The organism is Clostridium sp., from assembly GCF_050717535.1.
GTDB lineage: Bacteria > Bacillota > Clostridia > Clostridiales > Clostridiaceae > Clostridium_AD.
Window position 1 is genome coordinate 20,931 of sequence record NZ_JBOITM010000073.1, and the last position, 17,831, is coordinate 38,761.

Here is a 17,831-nt window from a genome sequence, read left to right on the forward strand (position 1 = left end):
ATACTCCCCCCGAATTCTAACTAATTCTATTTTTAAGTTCTCTTATATTCTCCATCCCATCTTTTTTTCCAACAAATATCATATCATCACTTTCAACTACAAATATGTCCTGAAGCCCTGATATGACTATAGGTTTACCATTGCTAATAATAATGTTATTGTTACAATTAAATTCTCTTACATTGCCAATGAAAACATTATTAAACTTGTCCTTCACCCTGTATCTCTCTACAGAATCCCAAGTTCCCACATCATCCCATCCAAAATCCCCTGGAATAACATATATATCCTCTGCTTTTTCTATAATTCCGAAATCTACAGATATGCTGTCTACATTATTATATTTTTCTTCTAGTACTCTATGGTAATCTTCTTCTCGCGTTGCTGCTATTTCACTTAGCACTTCAAAAGTGTTTATCAAATACTTTCTTGTAAGTCGTAAAATATTGGCCACCTTCCAAATAAACATTCCACCATTCCAAAGATAGTTTCCATCTTCTAAATACTCCTTGGCCTTATGTATGTCTGGTTTTTCTACAAATTTTTTCACAGCTTTAATTTCACAACCATTAATTATAGAATTTATATGGCTGTAATTTATATATCCATAGCCCGTTTCTGGTCTATCTGGTTTTATACCTATTGTAACTATTGCTTCTTTATTTTTATCCACAAATTTACTAGCTGAATTTAATACTTTTAAAAAATTCTCCTCATTCTTTATAAGATGATCTGATGGTAATACCGCTATGGTTGCATCTTCGTATATTTTGTTAATATGAAAAGCTGAAAGTGCTATGCAAGGTGCGGTATTTTTACCTACAGGCTCTATGATAATGTTTCTATACGGTAATTTAGGTAACTGCTTTCTAACTAAATCCATATATCGCGTGCCAGTGACTATAAATATTCTCTCTAAAGGAATAAGTTTTTCTAATCTTTTCACACTCATTTGAATCATTGTATCTTCACCAATAAGATTCAAAAACTGTTTTGGCTTTTCCACCGTAGATAAAGGCCAAAATCTAGTTCCTTTTCCCCCTGCCATTATTAATGCACAAAGCATACCTTCCCCTCCCCTTGTCATAATCAGTGTTCTTCCACCGAAGCTGCAACATCTATACCTACATTTATCAATTCCTTATAATATTCAATCGTCTCTGTAATCCCTTCCTCCATACTAAACTCAACTTTCCAATCTAATTTTTCTTTTGCCCTTCTATTATCCAAATAACTATGAAGTATATCACCTTTTCTTTCTTCTTTATAAATTACATCGACCTTACTTCCAGATATATTTTTCATCACTTTAAATAGTTCATTAACAGTGATTTCTTTATTAGTACTTATATTCATAATCTCATTATCGCCCTTTTGTAATGCAAATATATTAGCTCGTGCTATATCTTTAACATAAATAAAGTCTCTAGTTTGCTCACCATCCCCAAATATAAAAGGGGTTTCATTATTTAATAATTTATCAACAAATATTGATACCACTCCACCCTCACCTTTAGGATCTTGTCTTAAACCATAGACATTGGCATATCTAAAAATAGTGTAATTAAATCCATATAACTGTGCATAGACTTTTATATAATGCTCTGGTGTGTGCTTGGAAATTCCATAAAAAGATATCGGGTCAACTGGATGCTTTTCATTCACTGGAAGATACTTAGGTTCTCCGTACACTGCAGCTGAAGAAGGATATATTAATTTTCTTACTCCAAATTCCCTGCAACATTCTAATATATTGATAGTTCCAACTATATTGTTTTCTGCATCAAAAACGGGTTTTTTAAGAGAAGTTTGTATATCAATTTGAGCTGCATGGTGTATTACTACTTCTGGTCGCTCTTCTTTAAAAACTAATTTCAATGTATCTATCTCTGTTATATCACATTTATAAAATTTAGCTTTCTGATTTATATTTCTTTCATTTCCAGCAGATAAATTATCTACTATAAATACATCATAATCTAACTCAATTAACTCATCCACTATATGCGATGCTATAAATCCTGCTCCGCCAGTTACTAATACTCTCATCTTTAATTCCCCCCACCTACTAATTCATTAACTTAAAACCTCGCTGTTACATCGCCAAAACTTTCAGCTTTCAATTACCGACTTCTATATTATATTAAATTTTTATATTTATCCCTTATTTATTATTTTTTATATTATTTTACATTTTATGTAACTAATTGAATTCTATTATATAGTTTTTGCTATTTATTGACAAATTTAAATTTTGCCGATTTAGTAAATTAATAGCCGTATGCTCCTCCTTGCATCAAGTTCCTAATTATTACATAACTTTACAAATAAAATTAAGAGATAGAATTTGCGTTTCAGCAAATTCCATCTCTATTTTGCTACACATCTTCTAGCTGTTTTTTACGTAGATTTCCACAAGGATAATTTGTTCTGTAACTACTGAAATTCATCTTGCCCCTTCATCCCCAAACAACACTCCCACAGTCTTAAATATGAGCCTTATATCTATCAATGTATTTCTTTCTTCTATATATTTAACATCCATTTCCATCCATTCTTGAAAGCTAACATCATTTCTTCCGCTTACCTGCCAGTAACAAGTTAACCCTGGTTTTGCAACTAACCTTTGTTTTTGAAAAGAGTTAAACTGCGCTACTTCTTTTGGTAAACTTGGTCTTGGTCCCACTAGTGACATATCTCCCTTTAATATATTAAAAAGCTGAGGTAACTCATCTATACTTGTCTTTCTTATAAATTTTCCTACTTTAGTTATTCTTGGATCTTCTTTTATTTTAAACATAGGCCCTGACATTTCGTTTTTATCTTGAAGCTTATCTAGAAGATATTCTGCATCTATACACATAGATCTAAATTTATACATCATAAATCCTATACCATCTTGTCCAACTCTCTCCTGTGTAAAAAAAATAGTCCCCTTTGAACCTACCTTAATCCAAATTGCCACTACAATCATTACCGGAAATAGCAATAAAATTCCGCACAAAGCGCCTATAACATCAATCATTCTTTTGATTATAAAGTATCCGCGGTTTTTCTCATATTTACAATTAATTTCCATATCTGTCTGATTTAAATTTGTTCCCAATTCCTCCATGTGTATCCCCCATATCTTTTTATGGTATTAAAACTCCTATATTAGTTAATAAATATTAATATAGTTTTATATGAGTATTTATATCTTTTTAATGAAGAAGCATTATATTTAAAACGATTTTCATTTGCTATTATATGTAAATTAATTTTAACATATGTCAGTCACACATTAATCCTTACTTACTCTCATTGGAATCTTATAGTAATCATAAATGAAACTTATATAAGCCACATCTCAGTCACAAACAATTAAAAAATCCAATAAAAAAAATCATAACGTATTAAAACGTTATGATTTTCTAATTAATACTCACTTTTTCCTTCTACCTAGCCCCTTCATCTCCAAACAAAACTCCCACGGTTTTGAAGATAAGCCCTATATCAATAATTGTATTTCTTTCTTCTATATACTGAACATCCATTTCCATCCACTCTTGAAAGCTCACGTCACTTCTTCCCCTAACCTGCCAATAACATGTTAACCCCGGCTTTGCCACTAACCTTTGTTTTTGAAATAAAGTAAATTGTGCTACTTCTTTTGGCAAACTAGGTCTTGGCCCTACAATTGACATTTCTCCCTTTAATATATTAAAAAGTTGTGGTAACTCATCTATACTTGTTCTTCTAATAAATCTTCCTGCTTTAGTTATTCTTGGGTCATCTTTTATCTTAAACATAGGTCCAGCCATTTCATTTTTATCTTGAAGCTTCTCTAGAAGATATTCTGCATCTGAACACATAGACCTAAATTTATACATCATAAACCCACCAGCATCTTGCGAGACTCTCTCCTGGATAAAAAAAATAGATCCCTTTGAATCTAATTTAATCCATATACTAACTATAATCATGACAGGACTAAGTAATATAATTCCAACTAAAGCACCTATAATATCAATTATTCTTTTGATTATAAAATATCCTATGCTTTTCTCATACTGGCTATCAATATCCGTTTCTATAACTATTAAATCATCTTCTAATTTCTGAATATTTATCACCTCTTTTATTGTAGTATAGGAATGATTGTCCTCTATCCTATTCACCGTTCTTTTCAATTATAACCAAATTTAAAATTTCCATTCAAATTGTATTAAAACAGAGGTTATAGCTTATCCTGTTCAATATTTTGCTAAGAGAATCTAAAAAACAAAAAAAGCATACCCCCTAATTTATAAAAAATTAATGGTTATGCTTTATCTCTAATAAATTTTCAAAAAATCAGTTGCAGTTTACAACTACTAGCACGAATGGCACCTATCTATCCAATCTCCTTCTCATTACCTTTGACAAATTCCATTCTTTCTATTGTACCCCAAGAATGACGTAGCTTTTTAAATTTAAGCATTCCTTCAATACGATAAAGTACAGTAAGTTGACGATAACCTAAATTCTCCAGTACCGCATACCCTGCCAATGTTAGAGTATCCTTTAATGATGTATATTTACAAAAGGAAACCTGTTCTAGTAGTATACTTCCCATGGAAAGGGTAGACCCTAGTAAGAAGGCAATAAGTAGATAGATTATAAAACTGTTAAACTGTAGTAGTCCAAATAAGTATGATAGTGGTATAAATATATAGCCTAGAAACTCAACAACTGGTCCAATTAATTCGAATATCCAATAATATGGCAAGGATATCATACCAATAGTCCCGTATTTAGGGTTAAACAACATCCCTTTATAATTTAATAGACTATCAAACAAGCCAATTTGCCATCTTCTACGCTGAGTTCTTAGATCCTTAAGTGATTCAGGAGCTTGAGTCCAACATATTGGTTCTGCTAAAAACTGTATTTTGTATTTTTTCTTTTGGTCTATCATTGTTTTGTGAAGTCGTACAATTATATCCATATCCTCACCAATTATATTTACCTTGTACCCACCACAATCAATAACAGCTCTTTTGTTAAAAGCACCAAAGGCTCCAGAAATAATTAGAACCGCATCCAGCTTACTGAGGCTTGTACGTCCAGTAAGAAATGCTCGAAAATATTCAATGATTTGGAATATAGCAATTTTCTTTTTAGGGATATTCATTTCTTTGAGCTCACCAGACTTAATTATAGATCCATTTGCAATCCTAACAATTCCACCTATCGCTACGGTTTCCGGTTTCTCTACAAATAACATTGTAAGCTTTATAAGTGCATCTTTCTCCAGTATGGAGTCTGCATCTATTGATGCAAAAATAGGAAACATGGATACATTTATGCCAGCATTAAGTGCATCGGCCTTTCCGCCATTTAATTTATCTACAAAAATTAATTTCTCATATTTAGTATTTCGATAAATTCCTAGTACCTCCTGCGTTCTTAAACTCTCCTTTACAGGTTGATTTACTTTTTTCAGGTCAAACTCTTTTATTATTTTTTCCTTTGTTGAATCCTTTGAGCCATCATTTACGATTATAATTTCATACTCGAAATAATTTAGAGCCAGCAAGGATTTAATATTATCAACAACGGTTTTTTCTTCATTATAGGCAGGTACTATAATAGATATAGGAATCATATTTTTTGATTCACTGTACCTTTTATAATCAGATGCTTTCATCTTTTTCATATAGCCTAAGATATCGAAAAATGAAATAATCATCTGGCCATTATAAAAAATATTGATTGCAATTGTATATACAATACAAAATAAGCTGAAATATATAATAAACATTCTAAGAATAAGCATAAATACCACCCCTCCTCGTTATTGTTATTGCTTATTGTTATTGATGCTAATGCTGTTGTACTAAATCTTCATTAATTTAAAGTCTCCAAAGCACTAGCCACCGCTTCACTGGCATATTTATCTTCACCATGAATTATTCCTGAGGCATAGTTCACTCCTCCTTGGAGTAATATTAGAGTGCAGGCAGCATTATGTCTTACCCACCATTCACTGTCCCCTGTAGTTTTTGCTAGTGCTATAAAACTATTACTTGTTCCGATGTTCTCTAACCCTTTTGCGGCGGCGGCCCTTACCTCCCAATCCACATCTTCTAGCATATTTATTATATGGATTTCGTTATCCGAATCTTTAAGACTGCATAGAGCTCTAATGCACGCTATTTTAATATTTTTATCATCATATTGTAAATACTTAAGGTAATAATATCGCAGTACTTCTATTTTATAATCTGCAGCTGCTTTTATTAAAATACCTTTAATATAATCATCCGCATATGGTAGTGTTTTGACAAATAAATCATCTTTTGAACCATTAAAAGCTGATATTATCTCAATGACAGCTCGGTAAGATATATTCACTTTGTCGGAATTTTTAGTTATAGCTACTATTCCATTTATATCCCCTAGTTTTGCAAGGGCAAGTAATACATTATATTTCACGTCATTATCGTTATAAGAACTAAGTTTAAGAATGTATGCTTCTGTACCTTTAACTTTTAATGCACCTAGCTGACGACAAGTTAAGGCTTTTATGAAAAAGCTTCTCGAATCAAGTCTTTTAATGAGAAATGTTCTAATTCCCACTTTCTGATATAGTTTCGTTAATAAGTCATGATTACTTTCAATAAAATCATCCCCATAATTAATAAGTATATCAATTAATGCTTCTTTTCTTGAAGCACTATTTTTGATAAATGAATTCAACTCTTCAACTTCACTTATATCTCCAATAATGTTCCCCTTTTCCACTGCTTTAGTAAAAAAGGAAGAAACTATTTTTTCTAACTGGCTTTTCACTTTTTTCGTTGTAATTTCACTAAAATATCTAAAAAACCATACATAGATAATCAATACAAAATAAAGCAACAACAATACTACTGCAATTAATAATAAATATATAGCTGTTTTATTCATATTTTCCCTTCCTTCCACAAATTTTAAATTCATTTTAAATCATTCAGCAAAAAACTTTTTAATAATATCATAACTCTTTTTCTCCCGTGAAACATAAGACGGTTTATTCCAGGTGCTCCAAGAAAAAGTTTTATAACCAGACGCGGTAACACTTTCTGGAAAATGATAATCTATTTTTTTAGTTGTTTTATCCATGATAATCAAGGAGGCAACTATGCCATCAGTCATTCTAACCGAGAGAGCATCATTTTTATTTTTTAATACTCCTTTAGTTTTATTATCATCTAATACCAGTAGGCTAGATGGGTCTGTAAAATTCAATCTCCCCCAAGGAATTCTTATAAATAGTGTATTACCCTCAAAATAGAAATTGTTAGTGCTATCATCAAAATTACCTACCACTAAGGTAGATCCATCCCCATACTTTGCAGATATAGTTTTACCTGAGGTAGTTTTTCCGGCTATTGAGAGTTGTCTCAACATTTTATCAAAAATACCATTAGTAGATACTGTGGTAAAATAAGAGCCTTTACTTGCATTATAAGTAGGTTCCACCAATAGCTCACCACTGTCTTTATTTTGAATTTTAATATTATACTCAACACCTGACCAATTTTCATTTACATCAGGAGCCAACATATATTCACCTTTTTTTCGATCAACGGTATCTAAATAAATCATTAAGTTTTTCTGATTAAAATCAGGTAACTTACTAAAATCTGCTTTTATATAGAAATAAGATTCGTTACTCGTATATGCTATTGATTGCATTGGTCCACTTCCACGTATAGTCATATCATAATTTTTTGGAGTTTGGGATTCTAAAGCTAAAATCCCATAGTTCTGAGCAGGTTCCGTCATATTATGCCATAGATTACTATGCTTATTGGGTATCATTAGCGATGATGTAAATTCACCACTCTTGCCCCATTCATCAGCCCATTCATAAATAAGTCCACCCATACAGCCGCTGTCTTTGATTATCTTCATCATAGAAACTAGGCCTTCACCTTGTACTGTTTCACTATTTTGGCCATCCTTATAACTAGGGCTTGCTACCTGTGAAACCCCCATACTAGTAGAAAGACCAACGCCGCTTATTAATACCGGATATTTTTTTTGAGTATTCATAAAACTAGTCATGTAATCTGTATATCCTGCATATTCAGATTTTGCATTCTCAGTTTCACCAGCCATAAACCCTGGTGCAAAAGAATTGATATTGTAAGCACCGAAGAAGCCAGCTTTAACACTACTTAAAACATCAATATTATTAATATCCACAGAGATTCTGTCATCTATGCCATTAATTCCTGCTCTATCATGGTGGAGAGTGTCAAGTTCAGGAATGCTAGTAATTGCTATTGGGTGTTGCATGTTATATGATTTTTGTTCATATTCATATATTTCATCACTAAGGGATGCTAGCCAGCTTTCAGTTGGTGTAGCCTTTAATCCTGATGACACATAAACTCCCTTATATTTATAAGAAGGATTGGAACTATCTGTGGTGGTCACATTAACTGGATTTAAACCTGGATCAACTAAATAGCCCAATAAATATCCTGAAACATCATTGATGTATAAATCAGATTCTTCACTACCATTTAATTTAATTGAAACATTCCCATGAATAGCGTTAATAGTATCCTGCCTAGCCCTTTTGTAAGTTGCGTTGTATTTACTTTCAAGAAAATTTTCTGAGACTGACTCATCAATCGCTGAAATATTTTGAAATAAGTATAGTTTTTTATCAGGATGTGTAGAATTATAAATATCAAGTTCACGATAAAATCCAGGACGCATCAAATCATATACTCTTATGCAATTAGCATTCATACCGGCGATTTTTTCAAACCACTGTTTATAGATTGTATTGTCATCTAGTGAGCTTCCTTTGGTAATTCCAGGCATTGTATTGCCTATATCCACACCTTTTACATATATTTTTTTAAAAGCTCCCTTTTCATAAACTGAAAAATATTTGCCATCAACCTTTGATACTATCTGTGTACCGTCTTTTATTATCTGGGCTTTAGCCTTAAAAGCAACACTTTCATCTAAGGGCACAGTTTCCTTTATAACTTTTGACATAAAGGGAACATAAAAATTCCAATAAAAATATGAATTATCCCCTTCACTATTAATGCTAAATTTTCTGTATATATTAGTGGCACCTAAAAAAGACTTTATTTTTTCTGGCTCCCGATAGTCACAAAAATCGCCTGCAAAATAATACGATTTTTGATTACTTGATATATTGGCAATGACTGCAGGGAACCTGCCTTTTAGTCCAAAAGGCTTCATTTGATCATTTCCAACAGTTGTAAGCTTTAAGTCATACCAAGCTATAACTGATTTCTCCTCTTTTGGCACTGTAATTTCAAACCAGTTGTAATAATCAATACTTCCTGTATTAAATGCCTTAGCTTTATCTGCTGTCATAGATAGATTTATAGATTTCCCTGTAAAATCCACTCCCTGTTGCAGAATTATAATTCTGCTATTTCCAGCTATTACTATGCCTGAGCCTGTTAGATTCCATTTCCTACCATATTGTTTTTCATATATTAGTCTAATCCAGTTTGGAACATCATTAACAGATGACAGCTGTGAAAAAAACTTACCCGCCCAGCCAGTAAAACCTACAGCAAAAATATTTTCTAATTCCTTAGATACACTGGTTTTAGTAGGATCACCAGAAATATTATATTCACCAATTACAGTGGTTCCCTTTGCATGACAAGTAGCAATTAAACCAACTTCATTTTCAGTAAGTCCAGATACACCCTTTGGCTCTACACCATTAATTTTTGAGTTACCTGTACCATAGGTATCTCCTAGATAAATTATATCTGGAACATTTTTTAATTTATCTAGAGGCTTTTCTGCTAATTTTCCCTGAGATAGAAAGTTTCCGTAATAATCTTTAGTAGAGTCATAGGTACTCCCATTGGAAGGATTCTTTATACGGAGATAGTCCATAATCCAAAATAATCCACTTTGCTTACTATAATCCAGTTCAGTTATTTTACCCTCTTCAGTTGTCTTAACAGGGAAAGTTTTATTTAGCATAACTATATCAAGGCTTTTTTTAGGAATAATCCTCCATAATATAAAGGGTGCTACTAACATCACTAGTACTGCTATAAAAATTAAATTTCTTATCTTAAAATGCATTTTTTTCATAATTTATTCCTCCGCCCTGTAACCCCTGGCTTTTCTGTTTAATTTAATTCTTTTAACCCCTTTTGAAAAATATAATAGGAAGGCTTTAATCTTTCGTGGTAGCTAGGATGCTCCCAGGTACTCCAATTATATTGGATCATTTTCAAATTCTGACTCCCACCATTTTTAATGTTCTCTACTCCAAAACTGAATCCCTTTACTTTTAAAGGTGATATTTTACCTCTTATATACATATCGTCAATTATCTGTTTGGTTGATGGGTCCATAACATTTAACAATTGCCAAGGAATTCTTATTTCAATTTTTCCATTATTATAATAGAAATCACTAAGTGAATTAAAATTAGGATCATTTGGGTTTGATATACCATATTTCAGTAAACCCGTCTCATATCCAGCAAATGGGAAAGCAGTATTCCCAGGTGGTACAACTAATTTTTTATTTAAGCAAAGATTAATTGGGTTAAAGATTCCAGAGTTTTTATTTTCAAATGAGGACTGCCTATTAATGAGACTTGTTTGAACAGCATATCTGAAATAATAATTATCATAATAACTATCAACAAGAACCTTAGAATCATTTTGTCCGTGAATTTTAATAACAAAGTCTGCATTTTTGCTAAAGGTCGTATTATATTTGGAAAAGCTTTTATTACCCTGTCCATTTATTGTGTCTATGGGTATTAATAGTGTATCCACATTAAAATCATAATTCTTAGTATCTATCATTAAATACACATAGCCTTCGTCACTTTTAACATACATTTTAATATTACCATTCAAATACAAGGGCTTATCTTTTTCCCAATCCTCAAATTTCCCATCAATATAACAAGTGCTTTTGAGACCTCCAGGGTCCATTGCCAATATTCCAAAATGTTGTTCATTTGTCTGTGCATTAAGCCAAAATGGACGTGAATCAGGCAAATCTAAGTCATTGTTATTCCAAGTTCTCTTAAACCATTCATCTTGCCACGAAAAAGCCAGGCCTCCAGCAAGATTCGCAAAGTGAATATCCTTCATCATTTTAAGTAACATATCGCCTTGAGTTTTTTCATCTATAAATCCTTGATTAAACCCTGTTATTCTATTTTCATGAGCCTTACCTCTTGAAGCGGGAATCCCAAATTCAGATATCAAAACAGGCATTGAATGGAATTTCTTTATTTCTTCTAAATAAGCTAAATAAGGATCTGGCTTTCCATCACTATCTTTAAAATTAATATAATCAGTTTGAAAACTAAATGTATCTGGGTAATAAGGGTATACATGATAAGAGGCGAACATTCCCGCTTTAAAAATATCTCTATATTTAATATGTTCTACATTTACCCCCACAATATCCTCATTTTTATAAGGCTCATTAGGGTGTTTTAATGGATCCGTTGTTACCCAATTTGAAAATGCAACTGGTCTTTGCATTTTATATTTTGTCATTTCATAATCTATAACCACATCTCCAATATCACAAAGAAAGCTTTCAAAAGGCGATGCCTTCTCTGTATAAAGATATTTACCATTATAAATATTACGTTTAGGGTTATTTTCATTGCTACTAACTACCAAAGATGGATCCCATTCTATTCCTAAAATCCAACCTATAACATACTTTGAAACATCAGATGTATAATTACCGTCTGCATAGCCCTTATTAACAGGTAAATAGCATTTTCCATGTAATACATCTATAGTCTCTTTAGAAGTTGCAATAACATCCTTTAGTATCTTATCATCACTACCATAAACATCATTAATTGTTGCAATATCATTTTCATTAACCCAAACTCCATGAATAAGATAAATAGGCTTTTTACCTCTTTTTTCAGCTGCTAAATTGAAATCATATAGTGCATTATAAAACTGAGGTCGTTGCACTGTATAAACTCTAATTGTATTGGCATTCATTTGAGAAATATAATTAAGCCACCTAAAATATTCATCGTAAGTAATAGCTACTTCTCCAGGAAATGCCCCTGGTTTTCCAGCACCAATATTAACACCTTTTACAAAGATTTTATTCCACTTGCCATTTTCTAAAACATAAAATGAGTTCTTATCAGTCTTACTTATATATCCTGGTGTTTTTTCCACCTGGGTGGGAGTATCCTTATTTGCATTAGTATTTTTTTGTAATATAAATAATACTAATGGTACTGTAACTAATAAACCCACTATTATAATTGCGAAAACAATAAATCTTTTGTTTTTAGCTTTCATCCTCAACACATCCTATACTTGTTTCTATACTTGTTTCAAATAATATTAATCATTATAATTCTACATCTTTTACGATTTTCCTTTATTTTTTTTACTTATACTTCATAAAATTTTCTTATGACTGAATATATCTTATGATATCCTATATTTTTTATACTTAATAATAAAATTAGGCAAATAAAAAATCTAGCAACATACCGTTATTGCTAGATTTCTTATTATTGAAGCTAAATAATAAGCCTTAATTCTTCATATTCATCCAACTATCCAAATAATGAATAGCAAAACCATTGAAGGCTACATTATTACTATATTTCTTATACACTATATTTAATTGATTGTACATGCAAGCTTCACCTTCTTCATAAAAAGTAACAGCCCCACATTCAGTAAGTTTTCCAGTTTCAACAGCGATAGTCGCCTGTACATTATACTTTTCACATAAATTCATTTCTCTTTTAGCAATATTAATAATTCCATTTTCTCCTAAAGCAATATCTCTATAGGCCATTATTGAGACAGTCTTAATTTTCTTAAAAATCCATTCTGCCAAGTTTCCATTACCGTATTGTGTATTATATTTTGTTCCATAAAACCAGAAAGGGATATCTATGCCTAAATTCAAATCTAATTTATTGCTTCTTTTTTTTGCCCTTAATATGTATTCTTGGTACTCTTGTATTACAAGATTAGGATCCGAGAGGTACTTACCATTTTCATATGGCTCAACGTCCAAGTGGATACCTTTAAATCGTTGATTTTCTAATGAAGATTTTTGATATTGTGTTACCCAATCAAAAAAGGTGTTCTGAAGATTTTCTCCATCAGTACATACCCAATCAGGTGATCCATCTAATGCTTGAATGCTTATATTCACTTTTGATGCTTCACTAATAAATTCATTGTAATAATCATTTTTTAAATTATAATCAATTTGGAGATAAAGCACATTGACGTTGTTTTCCTCTAAAAATTTTATTATATTATCGGGATTGGATACAATCTCCTGCGTGTCCCATAACCAAGTTGAAATATTTACAGTGTTTAAAAAAGCTACATTAGTTTCTGCCAGAGTTACTTTTGATGGAATAATAAGAATTAACACTAATAAAATAATTGCTAGCCGTTTCGATAAATTCATAATAACCTCTCCCATTTTCAAAGTCCAAGAGGCTCCTATCTGGAGTCCTGGCAACCTGGCAGCCATAAGATAATTAAACCCATTAGGCCCATAGTTTTGCGTCTTTGTCTTTCAACAAATTTGCCTTTTTCAGAATTACTATATATTAAACAAATACTACAACTTTAATATACTATATTATATATTTATATACAAGAAAAAAATCAATTGATTATATTCAATTGATTATATTCAATTGACTATATTCAATTGATTATATTCAGTAATTTAATTATCTTAGATTTATATAAAATGGTTATATACTTGCATTGTATTTTTTCGCATTGTAACATATACTCTATTTATAGCTTATATATCTGTTAATTGTTGAGTAATTTCGGAAACTAATTGATGATGTAAAATATTTCAGATAAAATAGAGGTGTTTTGTATATTTATTACAAATTGCTAATTTCTTATTATTTTTAACATACAAAACTTAAAAATGGGTATAGCAAAGCTAACCCTTTAGATGTAAATTTATGGATTGAAAATGTTGGATTTTAAAATTAGGCTATTTTTAGAATTAAATTTTCTAAAATAGATATAAAGGTAAATTCTGAAACTTTGATTCTTGCATCCAAGTGTACATTAGTAGAATGAACGGTAGTCCACCAAGACTAACGTTTTTTATATCGAGGATGAGCTTGTTCCATATTGTAATCATTAAGTATTCTTTTGTTAATACGTTCAGAAGCAGTTCTTTTATTCATTTCTTTCTGCCATTGCTCGCTACCACGAGGAATAGCAGTAAAGAGGCGAAAATACCATTTGGGTAAAATTAAAAAATATTTTGTTCTACATTCTGGGGGGAAGAATAAAAATTATCCCTTCGGGATTGAGATATATGGGAGCCTAAGGGTTTCCGAATTCACTATATGTTATTAATGGGGAGGATTTAGTCTTTATGCTGAAATTTATAATTATAGCAATTATATTAATAATAATTTATATTGTTTTTGCTGGCTTAATGAAAGCAGCAGGTAAAGATACACCGACAATGCCGAATAATAACCGTGATAAAAATAAAGACAAAGATAATTAACTTTTTAATAAAAAAAGTACCGAAATATAATTTCGGTAGCTTTTCTTCTCGGTTCAAACTATTTATCTTAAGTATTCCTCAATTGCTTCCTGCCAAGTTCTAGTTATATCTCCAGTAGTAATTTCCAACATATAATTTCTAAGCACTGAATACCTAGGTCTTTTTGCTTGTCTTGGAAATTCATCGGTTGTGCAAGGAATAACCTCTGTATCAATACCTGTAAGTCTAAATATTTCTTTAGTGAATTCATACCATGTGCATTCGCCTTTACAAGTACAATGGAAAACTCCATAATTCTTATCTTCTACAAGCTTTATTATAACTTTAGCCAAATCTACTGTGTTTGTAGGTGTTCCCTTTTGATCATTAACTACTTTTAATGTTGTATTAGTTGCACTTAAATTTATCATAGTCTTTACAAAATTTTTTCCATCTCCGTAAAGCCATGCAGTTCTAACTATATAATGTTTAGGATTGTGATTCTTAACTAATATTTCTCCCTGTAATTTGGTTTTCCCATAAATAGTCTGTGGATTTACTGGGTCAAACTCTGTTAATAATTTATTTGCATTACCCTCAAAAACATAGTCTGTTGATACTTGTACAATTTCTGCACCAATTTTATTTGCAGCTGCAGCTAAATTTTTAGGCCCTATTGCATTTATCTTATATGCTAAATCTAATTGTGACTCACACTTATCAACAGCTGTAAGTGCTGCACAGTTGATAATTACATCTGGCTTATTTTCATTCACAAAACTATATACTCCAATAACGTTTGTTACATCTAAATCCAATACATCTGTAAGTATTAGTTGAACATTTTTCTTTTGTTTATATTGTTTTGTTAATTCTCTACCTAATTGACCATTAGCTCCTGTTATTAATATCTTCATTATTCATCTCCTTTTATTTATGATCCATACTATACCCATCACACCACTTGAGTGGCACTACTTTCCATACATATTGTTATAATAATTTTGATATTCCCCAGTTGTAATATTATTCATCCACTGTTTGTTTTCCAAATTCCATGGTAAGACCTGCTTCAAAAAAATCGTTCTTATTGTAGTTCTCCACAAAATAACCTCTACGATCACCAAAAACCTCAGGCTCAATTATGTATATGCCATATATCTTAGTTTCTAAAAATTTAAACTCCCCCATAAGCTCCTCCGTATATTGTTAAGTTTTAACATATTTATAATTTCATGTATATATTATATTCGAGGAGGCTTCAAGGTATAACATACAACAACAAACAAATTATATCTTCTCTGCTACATGATAAAACACTACCGAATTCCAAAGAAGATCTAGAAGCTTATACAAGCTTCTAAATCTTCTTTACTAACTAATGATTACTCCGCTACAGTACTAACTGCGCTTTCAGCAAGTGTTCTATTATAAGTCGGAACTACTTCTCCAATTTTTTCAATTACCCCTTCAACATCATCCCTATCAATAAGTACCTTAAGTTCTTTCATTCTCGCCTTCATGACCTCTAAATCAGTAAATGTAGGTCTTCCCACAAAAATCTTCTCATGTTTAGTATTGGTAAGTCCTTCTTCGCTCATCATAAGTTCTTCATACAATTTTTCTCCTGGTCTAAGCCCTGTAATTTCAATCTTTATATCCTTATTAGGCTCAAACCCTGAAAGTTTTATTAAATCCCATGCCAAATCATAAATCTTAACCGGGCTTCCCATATCCAGCACGAATATTTCTCCACCCTTAGCATATGCGCCAGATTGAAGCACTAATTGTGTTGCCTCTGGTATGGTCATGAAAAATCTAGTTATATATTTGTTTGTAAGTGTAACTGGACCACCATGAGCTATTTGGTTTTTAAATAGTGGTATAACTGACCCATTGCTTCCTAACACATTACCAAATCTCACTGCTACAAAATGTGTTTCACTTATCTTGTCCATAGATTGTATAATCATTTCACACATTCTCTTAGTAGCACCCATTACACTGGTTGGATTTACCGCTTTATCCGTAGATATCATAACAAATCTTTCCACCTTGTACTTATGAGCACATTCTGCCATATTAAAGGTTCCAAACACATTGTTTTTTATTGCTTCCATAGGGCTCACTTCCATGAGTGGAACATGTTTATGTGCTGCTGCATGGAAAACTACATTTGGTGAATACTCTTTAAATACACTCTCTAAACGTTTAACATCTCTAACAGAACCTATAAGCACTTTTAAATCTAATTTTGGATATTTATATTGAAGTTCCATTTGAAGATCATAAGCATTATTTTCATATATATCAAAAATAACTAATTGTTTAGGTTCAAATTTTATAATTTGGCGACAGAGTTCTGATCCAATAGATCCTCCGCCCCCAGTTACTAATATTGTTTTATCATGAATATAACTGGCAATGCCCTTCATATCTAGTTGCACTGCTTTACGTCCAAGTAAATCTTCAATATCTACTTTCCTAATTTGACTTAAGGAAACTTTCCCGTTTATTATTTCATACATTCCAGGAATAATTTCTATTTTACAATTTGTTTTTTTACATATTTCTATAATTTGCTTTTTATCTTCATCTTCAATGGTTGGAATAGCAATAAGTATAGTCTCTATGGCTTGCTGCACTGCTATAGTAGGTATGTCCTTCCTATTACCAAGAACCTTTACCCCCATAATATTTTTTCCTTTTTTATAATCTTCATCATCAATTACAGCTACAGGTTTATATGTACTCATGCTACTACTTTTCATCTCTTTAATAACCATAGCTGCAGCTGCACCAGCTCCAATTATCATTACTCTTTTTCGTTCATTTTTGCCAGCTTTACAATTTACAATACTCTCAAATCTATCATAAACCCTAAAGGACATTCGTAGCCCCAATATAAATATAATTGAAAAAGCACAAGCTATTATGCTTACTCCATAAGCAAAGCCATGGCCAGTAATTCTAATAAAAGCTATAGTAGCTAAATTACCAGTAAGACACGCTCCAATAGCCAGCATAAATTCATCTATACTAGCATAACTCCAAAGGCTTTCATAAAGCTTAAAGAGATAAAAACAAGCTATGTAGATAACTGTTACAATCAAGGCTATCTCCTTGAAATCCCTTGAATAAAACCTGAAATCTCTATAATTATATCTAAAAAAGAAAGCTAATATATATGCTAAGTTTATTAAAACTGCATCACTTAGCATTAATATTGGTTTTTTCCATTTTCCTAATGTCTTCATACTATTCCCCTTTTTTATACATTTAAGTTTATT

Annotated in this window: 13 protein-coding genes and 1 riboswitch; of the genes, 1 reads left to right on the forward strand and 12 read right to left on the reverse strand. The window is 31.5% G+C overall.

Features of this window, described 5'->3' with window-relative positions:
• Nucleotides 1-16 precede the first annotated feature (16 nt).
• The 9 genes from ACREVU_RS13260 to ACREVU_RS13300 form a co-directional block, all read right to left on the reverse strand.
• Nucleotides 17-1,066, reverse strand: coding sequence for a mannose-1-phosphate guanylyltransferase (locus ACREVU_RS13260; RefSeq protein ID WP_431552078.1), 1,050 nt, complete (start codon nucleotides 1,064-1,066; stop codon nucleotides 17-19).
• 23 nt (nucleotides 1,067-1,089) lie between these two features.
• Nucleotides 1,090-2,049 carry an NAD-dependent epimerase/dehydratase family protein gene (locus tag ACREVU_RS13265; RefSeq protein ID WP_431552079.1) on the reverse strand — a complete coding sequence of 320 codons (960 nt, stop codon included), beginning with the start codon at nucleotides 2,047-2,049 and terminating at the stop codon, nucleotides 1,090-1,092.
• Between the two features lie 397 nt (nucleotides 2,050-2,446).
• Nucleotides 2,447-3,115, reverse strand: a complete 669-nt coding sequence (locus ACREVU_RS13270) for a sugar transferase (protein WP_431552080.1) — start codon at nucleotides 3,113-3,115, stop codon at nucleotides 2,447-2,449.
• A gap of 322 nt (nucleotides 3,116-3,437) precedes the next feature.
• Nucleotides 3,438-4,106 (reverse strand): sugar transferase, encoded by a 669-nt coding sequence (locus tag ACREVU_RS13275; RefSeq protein ID WP_431552143.1) that lies wholly within the window; start codon nucleotides 4,104-4,106, stop codon nucleotides 3,438-3,440.
• Between the two features lie 269 nt (nucleotides 4,107-4,375).
• Nucleotides 4,376-5,800 carry a glycosyltransferase family 2 protein gene (locus ACREVU_RS13280; RefSeq protein ID WP_431552081.1) on the reverse strand — a complete coding sequence of 475 codons (1,425 nt, stop codon included), beginning with the start codon at nucleotides 5,798-5,800 and terminating at the stop codon, nucleotides 4,376-4,378.
• Nucleotides 5,801-5,871: 71 nt separating this feature from the next.
• Nucleotides 5,872-6,933, reverse strand: a complete 1,062-nt coding sequence (locus tag ACREVU_RS13285) for a HEAT repeat domain-containing protein (protein ID WP_431552082.1) — start codon at nucleotides 6,931-6,933, stop codon at nucleotides 5,872-5,874.
• A gap of 39 nt (nucleotides 6,934-6,972) precedes the next feature.
• Entirely contained in the window at nucleotides 6,973-10,122 is a 3,150-nt protein-coding gene (locus ACREVU_RS13290) for a hypothetical protein (protein ID WP_431552083.1), read from the reverse strand.
• A 38-nt stretch (nucleotides 10,123-10,160) separates the two neighbouring features.
• Entirely contained in the window at nucleotides 10,161-12,338 is a 2,178-nt protein-coding gene (locus ACREVU_RS13295) for a family 2 glycosyl transferase (protein ID WP_431552084.1), read from the reverse strand.
• 241 nt (nucleotides 12,339-12,579) lie between these two features.
• Nucleotides 12,580-13,479: a hypothetical protein gene (locus tag ACREVU_RS13300; RefSeq protein ID WP_431552085.1), complete on the reverse strand. Its 900-nt coding sequence runs from the start codon at nucleotides 13,477-13,479 to the stop codon at nucleotides 12,580-12,582.
• 46 nt (nucleotides 13,480-13,525) lie between these two features.
• Nucleotides 13,526-13,614, reverse strand: a riboswitch (cyclic di-GMP riboswitch).
• Between the two features lie 810 nt (nucleotides 13,615-14,424).
• Here ACREVU_RS13300 and ACREVU_RS13305 point away from each other — a divergent pair.
• Nucleotides 14,425-14,562, forward strand: coding sequence for a hypothetical protein (locus ACREVU_RS13305; protein ID WP_431552086.1), 138 nt, complete (start codon nucleotides 14,425-14,427; stop codon nucleotides 14,560-14,562).
• Nucleotides 14,563-14,624: 62 nt separating this feature from the next.
• On the opposite strand, the gene rfbD is transcribed toward ACREVU_RS13305, so the two are convergent.
• The 3 genes from rfbD to ACREVU_RS13320 all read right to left on the reverse strand — a co-directional run bounded on the left by rfbD (nucleotide 14,625) and on the right by ACREVU_RS13320 (nucleotide 17,798).
• Nucleotides 14,625-15,458, reverse strand: a complete 834-nt coding sequence (gene rfbD, locus ACREVU_RS13310; protein ID WP_431552087.1) for a dTDP-4-dehydrorhamnose reductase — start codon at nucleotides 15,456-15,458, stop codon at nucleotides 14,625-14,627.
• A gap of 109 nt (nucleotides 15,459-15,567) precedes the next feature.
• Nucleotides 15,568-15,732, reverse strand: coding sequence for a dTDP-4-dehydrorhamnose 3,5-epimerase family protein (locus tag ACREVU_RS13315; RefSeq protein WP_431552088.1), 165 nt, complete (start codon nucleotides 15,730-15,732; stop codon nucleotides 15,568-15,570).
• Between the two features lie 194 nt (nucleotides 15,733-15,926).
• A complete protein-coding gene (locus ACREVU_RS13320; RefSeq protein ID WP_431552089.1) occupies nucleotides 15,927-17,798 on the reverse strand; it encodes a polysaccharide biosynthesis protein in 1,872 nt (623 codons plus the stop codon).
• Nucleotides 17,799-17,831 lie beyond the last annotated feature (33 nt).

Bases quoted from the DNA above. Each gene is read 5' to 3' on its own strand.
- ACREVU_RS13260 (WP_431552078.1), bottom strand. From the start codon at position 1,066: ATGCTTTGTGCATTAATAATGGCAGGGGGAAAAGGAACTAGATTTTGG.
- ACREVU_RS13265 (WP_431552079.1), bottom strand. From the start codon at position 2,049: ATGAGAGTATTAGTAACTGGCGGAGCAGGATTTATAGCATCGCATATA.
- ACREVU_RS13270 (WP_431552080.1), bottom strand. From the start codon at position 3,115: ATGGAGGAATTGGGAACAAATTTAAATCAGACAGATATGGAAATTAAT.
- ACREVU_RS13280 (WP_431552081.1), bottom strand. From the start codon at position 5,800: ATGCTTATTCTTAGAATGTTTATTATATATTTCAGCTTATTTTGTATT.
- ACREVU_RS13285 (WP_431552082.1), bottom strand. From the start codon at position 6,933: ATGAATAAAACAGCTATATATTTATTATTAATTGCAGTAGTATTGTTG.
- ACREVU_RS13290 (WP_431552083.1), bottom strand. From the start codon at position 10,122: ATGAAAAAAATGCATTTTAAGATAAGAAATTTAATTTTTATAGCAGTA.
- ACREVU_RS13295 (WP_431552084.1), bottom strand. From the start codon at position 12,338: ATGAAAGCTAAAAACAAAAGATTTATTGTTTTCGCAATTATAATAGTG.
- ACREVU_RS13300 (WP_431552085.1), bottom strand. From the start codon at position 13,479: ATGAATTTATCGAAACGGCTAGCAATTATTTTATTAGTGTTAATTCTT.
- ACREVU_RS13305 (WP_431552086.1), top strand. From the start codon at position 14,425: ATGCTGAAATTTATAATTATAGCAATTATATTAATAATAATTTATATT.
- rfbD (WP_431552087.1), bottom strand. From the start codon at position 15,458: ATGAAGATATTAATAACAGGAGCTAATGGTCAATTAGGTAGAGAATTA.
- ACREVU_RS13315 (WP_431552088.1), bottom strand. From the start codon at position 15,732: ATGGGGGAGTTTAAATTTTTAGAAACTAAGATATATGGCATATACATA.
- ACREVU_RS13320 (WP_431552089.1), bottom strand. From the start codon at position 17,798: ATGAAGACATTAGGAAAATGGAAAAAACCAATATTAATGCTAAGTGAT.